Source organism: Actinomyces sp. 594, assembly GCF_019325145.1.
Lineage (GTDB): Bacteria > Actinomycetota > Actinomycetes > Actinomycetales > Actinomycetaceae > Actinomyces.
The window spans coordinates 1-5,716 of record NZ_PIZC01000029.1 but is presented as its reverse complement, the minus strand read 5'-3'; the positions used below and the strand labels follow the sequence as shown (position 1 = coordinate 5,716).

The window sequence follows — 5,716 nt, the reverse complement described above, 5'->3', positions numbered from 1 at the left end:
GCCCGCGCCGCGGCGGCGGGCCCCGCCCCGGCACTGCCCGAGGACGCCGGCGCCGAGGCCGGCCTGCGCGCCGAGCTGGCCGAGGCCGTCGACTCCCTCGCGCCGGAGCTGGTGGCGCTGTCGCGGGACCTGCACGCCCACCCGGAGGTCGGCTACGCCGAGCACCACGCGGTCGCCGCCGTCGCCGAACTGCTGCGCGCCCACGGCATTACCCCGAGTGTGGGCGTGTTCGGCATGGATACGGCCCTGCGGGCGGTTATTGGGGCAGACGCTGCGGCGGACGCCGCAGAGAGTGGGGAGCGGCGAGACGCCGGAGCGTCGCAGCCGCCCGCCACCGCCGGCTCCCACGTCCCGACCATGGCGATCCTGGCGGAGTACGACGCCCTGCCCGGCGTCGGCCACGGCTGCGGACACAACGTCATGTGCGCCAACTCGGTGGGCGCCTTCCTCGCGCTGGCCGAGCTTGAACGCCGCCGCCCTGGAGCCCTGCCCGGCCGCGTCATCCTGCAGACCACGCCGGCCGAGGAGTCCGACACCGCCAAGGAGATCCTCGCCCAGCGCGGCATGCTCGACGGCGTCGACGCCGCCATCCAGACCCACGCCTACGCCCACGACCTGGCCGACCAGACCTGGCTGGGGGTGCGCCGCATGAGCGCCGTGTACACCGGTATCCCCTCCCACGCCTCCTCCCAGCCGTTCATGGGGCGCAACGCCCTGGACGCGGCTACTCTGGTGCTTACCGGCCTGGGCCTGCTGCGCCAGCAGATCCTGCCCATGGACCGCGTCCACGCCGTCGTCGACGACGGCGGGCAGGTCGCCAACGTGATCCCCGAGCGCGCCGAGCTCAACCTCATGGTCCGCTCCAAGTACCCTGAGACGCTCAAGGACCTGGTGAGGCGGGTGGAGGACCTGCTGCGCGGGGCGGCGCTGATGACCGGCACGGGGGTGGAGATCATTACCGACGCCAACACCAATGAGATGCCGGTGCGCTCCAACGGCCCGCTGCTTCAGGCCTGGGTGCGTTCCCAGCGGGAGCGCGGCCGCGACCCGCTGCCCGCCGGGGTGGTGACGGAGACGGTTGCGGCGGGCACCGACTTCGGGAACGTGTCGCTGCGCGTGCCCGGCATCCACCCGCTGATCAAGGTCACCGACCGCGACGACGTCGCCCTGCACACCCGCGAGATGGCCGCGGCCGCGGGCTCGCCCACCGGTGACGCCGCCGCCGTCGACGGCGCCTACGGGCTGGCCGCCGTCGCCCTGGACTGGCTTCACGACGCCGAGTTGCGCGACGCCGTGCGCGCCGACTTCGAGGCCGCCGGCGGGGCCGTGGACGTCGCCGGATTCTGGGAGGAGTGAGCCCGAGGCGACGTCGCGCCGTGGCGGCCCGCCCCTGGATGGGGCGGCCGAAGCCGGGCGCAGCCGATTTGCCACGGTGCGTGCGGCAGGTCCGGGTCCCGGCCCCGGCGGCGCGTTACGCGGCCAGCGCCTCACGCATGACGTCCAGGCCCACGCTGCCCAGGCGCAGTGCTCGGGTGTGGAAGTCCTTCAGGGACTCGCCGCGGCCCAGCGCCTCGTCGCGGGTTGCCTCCCACAGCCGCTGGCCAACCGCGTAGGAGGGCGCCTGCCCCGGGAAGCCCAGGTAGCGGTCCAGCTCGAAGCGCAAGAACGACTCTGTCATCGCCACGTTGCGGCGCAGGAAGGCCCAGGCGGAGTCGGCGTCCCAGGTGCCGTCGCCGACGCCGGGCAGCTCGGCCAGCTCCGGCGGGCGCCGCTTGCCCAGGTGCACGCCGATGTCCAGCACCACGCGGGCGGCCCGCAACCGCTGGGAGTCGAGCACGCCCATGCGGTCGCCGGGGTCGTCCTGGAAGCCGAGGCCGGCCATCAGCTGCTCGGCGTACAGGGCCCAGCCCTCGCCGTGACCGCTGACCCAGCAGGCCAGGCGGCGCCAGGCGTTGAGCTCGTCGCGCACGTAGGTCTGCATGCCGACCTGCAGGTGGTGCCCGGGCACACCCTCGTGGAATACGGTGGTGCGCTCCTGCCAGGCGGCGAAGGTGTCCGTCCCCTCCGGCACGGACCACCACATGCGCCCGGGCCGGGTGAAGTCGTCGCTCGGGCCCGTGTAGTAGATGCCGCCGGTGGCCGACGGCGCGATGCGGCACTCCAGGGTGCGCAGCGGGGCCGGGATGTCGAAGTGGGTACCGTCCAGCGCCGCGATGGCCTCATCGGCGGTGCGCTGCATCCACGCCTGCAGGGCGGCGGTGCCGTGGATGGTGCGCGCCGGGTCGGCATTGAGCCGGTCCATGGCCTCGCGCACGCTCACGCCCTCGCCATACAGCTGCGCGGCGATCGCCCGCTGCTCGGCGTCGATGGCTGCCAGCCGCTCGCGGCCCCACTCGTAGGTCTCATCCAGGTCGACTGTGGCACCCAGGAACTGGCGGCTGAAGCGGGCGTAGCGCTCGCGGCCCACGGCATCCACCTCACCGGCCAGCGGCGCGATCTGTTCGCCCAGGAAGTCGGCGATGCGACCGTAGGCGGCGCGGGCCTGTGCAGAGGCGTCACGCAGCTCCGCCTGCAGCGACTCGGACAGGGGTGCGCCGTCGGCGGTGGTGGCAGCGTCGATGAGGGCCGTGTAGGAGCTGGAGGACTCCGCCGCCTGAGCGCGGGACTGGTTGATGCAGGCCTCTACCTGGCGGCGGGCGGCCACGTCCCCGCGGCTGGCGGCCAGGCGCAATGAGTCGGCGTACTCACGCAGTGCCCGCGGCACGTCGCGCAGGCAGGCGGCGAAATCCGCCCAGTCCGCCTCGGTGGCGGTAGGCAGGTTGTCGAACAGGTCCCGCAGGTTCTGGATGGGGGAGTCGATGTTGTCCAGGCGGCGCAGCGCCTCGCCGGCGTCGGCGGACTCAATGCTGACGCCCAGCCGCTCGCGCATGGCGGCCACGGTGACCCGGTCGACCGCGTCGACCGGGGCGACCTGCTCCAGCTCGGCGAGCGTGCGGAGGTCCAGGTCGGTAAGCGCCTCGAGCGCCTCGGGGGAGTAGCCGTCCAGCTCGCCGCGGCGGCCGGGCAGGCCTACGGACACGGCGAACTCGGGGGACAGGTCCGCCAGGCGCTCCACGTAGCGCTCGGCAACGGCATCCACGGCGGTGGGGCGGCGGGTGGAGCCGCCGCCGGGCCGGGCCGCAGCGGGTGGCGGGGAGGGGATGTCGGAGGGAGTCTCGGTCATGCGCCGAGACTAGGCCACAGGGAGGTTGTCTCCAGCTCCGGAGAGCTTCGCGATGCGTGCGGCCGCAGACGAAAACGGTCAGCGCGCGCACGGAACCGGGGGCTCCAGATGCGTTCGCGCGGGGCCCGGGCGCGGCGCACGCTTAAGCCTCTTGCCTATCCGGCTTGTCGGCAAGTTTTGCCTGATATTCCAACGTTCATCTATCCAGGGTGAAGGACACCGATCGGCTCCTGCGTGCGCCGAGGCTGCTGGCGCACGCAGGAGCGGTCTCGCCACTCAAACGGATCATCGGTTTCCGCATATTTCCGCGGAATCGCTGGAGCCCCATCGACTCTAAGCGTGCGCCGCCCACGTCAGGGCGGACTCCCTGCGCGGGAGTCTGGGTGGGATTCGGTTCAGTTCAGGGGTGCGTACTTGTCTCGCAGCACCTGCAGACCGGGACCGAAGCTCCGCTCCAGTACGTCCCCGTGGCGCGCCAGCATCTCCAACTTGTACAGGTCGTGCCGCACGAGTTCGGTCACGGGCACCACCAGACCGGGGTGGCTGGTCCAGGCGGCGCGCGAGTGCGCCCCGGCGGAGACGTTCCCGGCAACGAGTTCGCGGTCGTCGATCGAGACGACCACCCACCTGCCGCCCAGCCCGGCTGTGACGGTGTCTGTGGCGGGGTGGGGGTGGACGGTCGCACAGTCGAGGTCGATCTCGCCATAACCGACGATGATGATCTCCACGTCGCGGTCTGCGGCCCGACGCAGACTGTCTTCCAGGGCGGGCACGTCCTGCGCCCACAGTTCCGCGAGGATGCGGTGCTGCGCGGCGGCGATGAGTCGGTTGGCCCTCTCGATGATGGCGGCCCGTCCCTGTAGATCCCAGATGGCGCCATCGTGGACGGCATCGGCCGCGAAGGCGGACAAGGACGCCTCGGCGGCATCGAGGCTGTCGTTGAAGCGAGAGCGCAGACGGGAGATGAGTTCGCGCGGCGGCAGCGGCGCGTACATCTGGGGATTGCCGCGGGAGACCTGGACGTAGTCGTCGGCGGCGAGGGAGGCGAGCACCTCGTAGATCTTGGAGCGGGCGATCCCGGCCCGCTTGGCGATGGCATACCCGGTTGCCGGCGCCTCCTCCAGCAGCGCCAGGTAGGCACGAGACTCCCAGTCGGTCATTCCCAGCGCCTGCAACTGCTCCGCCACTGAAACCATGATCCCCGTCCTCCGATCCTCAACTTGGTGCTGGGGCGGAGACGACGCCGCGCCCGCACGATGGCCATCGGTCACGATGCATCGGCCGCAGTGTCTGCCGGTGCGTGACGCGCCTGAGCTGCTCGGGCGGCATCGAGTACCCCGTCGAGCACCCAATCGGGAGCATAGTCACCCCATAAATTGCTCGCATAGTCACCCAATGGGTGACTACTATGTCCCGCGTGGGGCGAGCCCACCCCGGCCTCAGCCTGAAGTCGAGTTGGTATCCCGCTCTACCCAACCGGTTCGCAGGCGGGGGCAAACGCTGCCCGCCTGTCAAATATCGTCAATGCCGCGAGGAGACCCGCTGTGAGTCAGCAGAACTCGACCGCCCGCAAGATCGTCATTGTCATCGCCGAGGGCACCACTGCCGCCAGGGCCGCGAACGCCAGCGCCCTGTTGGCACTGACCATTGGCGCCCGCCACGCGGACCTAATCGGGCCGGATGTGCCCGACGCCGATGGACGTATGCACGCCGGCATCTCCGACACCCCCGTTCCCGTGCTGGTCGCGCCCGCATCCCAGTTGGCCGAACTAGCGCAGGCGCAACCGCCCATCGAGGTCATCGGCTTCACCAAGACGGCGGCCGGGGCTCACACCTATGACAAGTACACCCGCGCGCTCGCGGCCGTCGCCTCCGCGGACCTGGACTACCTGGCCGTGGCGCTTGTCGGCCCGCGCGCACAGGTCACCTCACTGACCGGCTCTCTCCCGCTGTTCCGCTGAGTAAATGGGCGTCCGAGTTCGGCACATTGCCGTTGGCGATTGCTGGTGCTGATCGCGAGGTCGTGTGATTCCAAGGTTCTGCCCGCGGCTGTCGGCGACGTCGGAGTCGTTAATGCTGATCCTGGACAGCGTTGGGCCGACAGGCACGGGACTCGGCGTCAACGGCAGGCCGCGTGGGCGAACAGGCCTCCCACGCGCCCGACGTCACCCCGGATTCCAGCACCGCGCGCCGTTGCTGGGAGAGCTGGTTTGTGTCTGCGGGGGGATGACCCACGCCGCCGGGCACTTGCCGGTTGAGCTGATGGGCGTGTTCTTCGGGCGGGATTGGTGCGTACGCCGGTGCAGGGCGGCGGTGTAGGGCAGCTAGGGGCAGAACGGCGTCGTGGGTCGGCGGCGCTGGGCTGACGGTTCGTATGTTCTGGTCGACGATTCGTACCTTCTTGTGACGGTTCGTACGGTAGGGGTACGTAGCGTCACCGAAAGGTACTGTGCTGTCTCCACACTTCTGGGACGGTTGAGTCTCATGACTTCT

At 70.8% G+C, this 5,716-nt stretch carries 4 protein-coding genes; 2 read left to right on the top strand and 2 right to left on the bottom strand.

Annotation, left to right across the window (positions count from 1 at the left end; all coding sequences use genetic code 11):
- A partial coding sequence (locus GZ998_RS03985) for an amidohydrolase (RefSeq protein ID WP_219109098.1) occupies positions 1-1,356 on the top strand: 1,356 nt, incomplete at its 5' end.
- A 115-nt stretch (positions 1,357-1,471) separates the two neighbouring features.
- On the opposite strand, the gene GZ998_RS03980 is transcribed toward GZ998_RS03985, so the two are convergent.
- A complete protein-coding gene (locus tag GZ998_RS03980; protein WP_219109097.1) occupies positions 1,472-3,223 on the bottom strand; it encodes a DUF885 domain-containing protein in 1,752 nt (583 codons plus the stop codon).
- Between the two features lie 395 nt (positions 3,224-3,618).
- The gene (locus tag GZ998_RS03975; protein WP_162679219.1) at positions 3,619-4,419 is read right to left on the bottom strand and encodes a TrmB family transcriptional regulator; all 801 of its coding nucleotides are present in this window, start codon (positions 4,417-4,419) and stop codon (positions 3,619-3,621) included.
- Positions 4,420-4,767: 348 nt separating this feature from the next.
- Here GZ998_RS03975 and GZ998_RS03970 point away from each other — a divergent pair, with 348 nt between their 5' ends.
- Entirely contained in the window at positions 4,768-5,184 is a 417-nt protein-coding gene (locus GZ998_RS03970) for a DUF2000 domain-containing protein (protein WP_161923326.1), read from the top strand.
- Positions 5,185-5,716 lie beyond the last annotated feature (532 nt).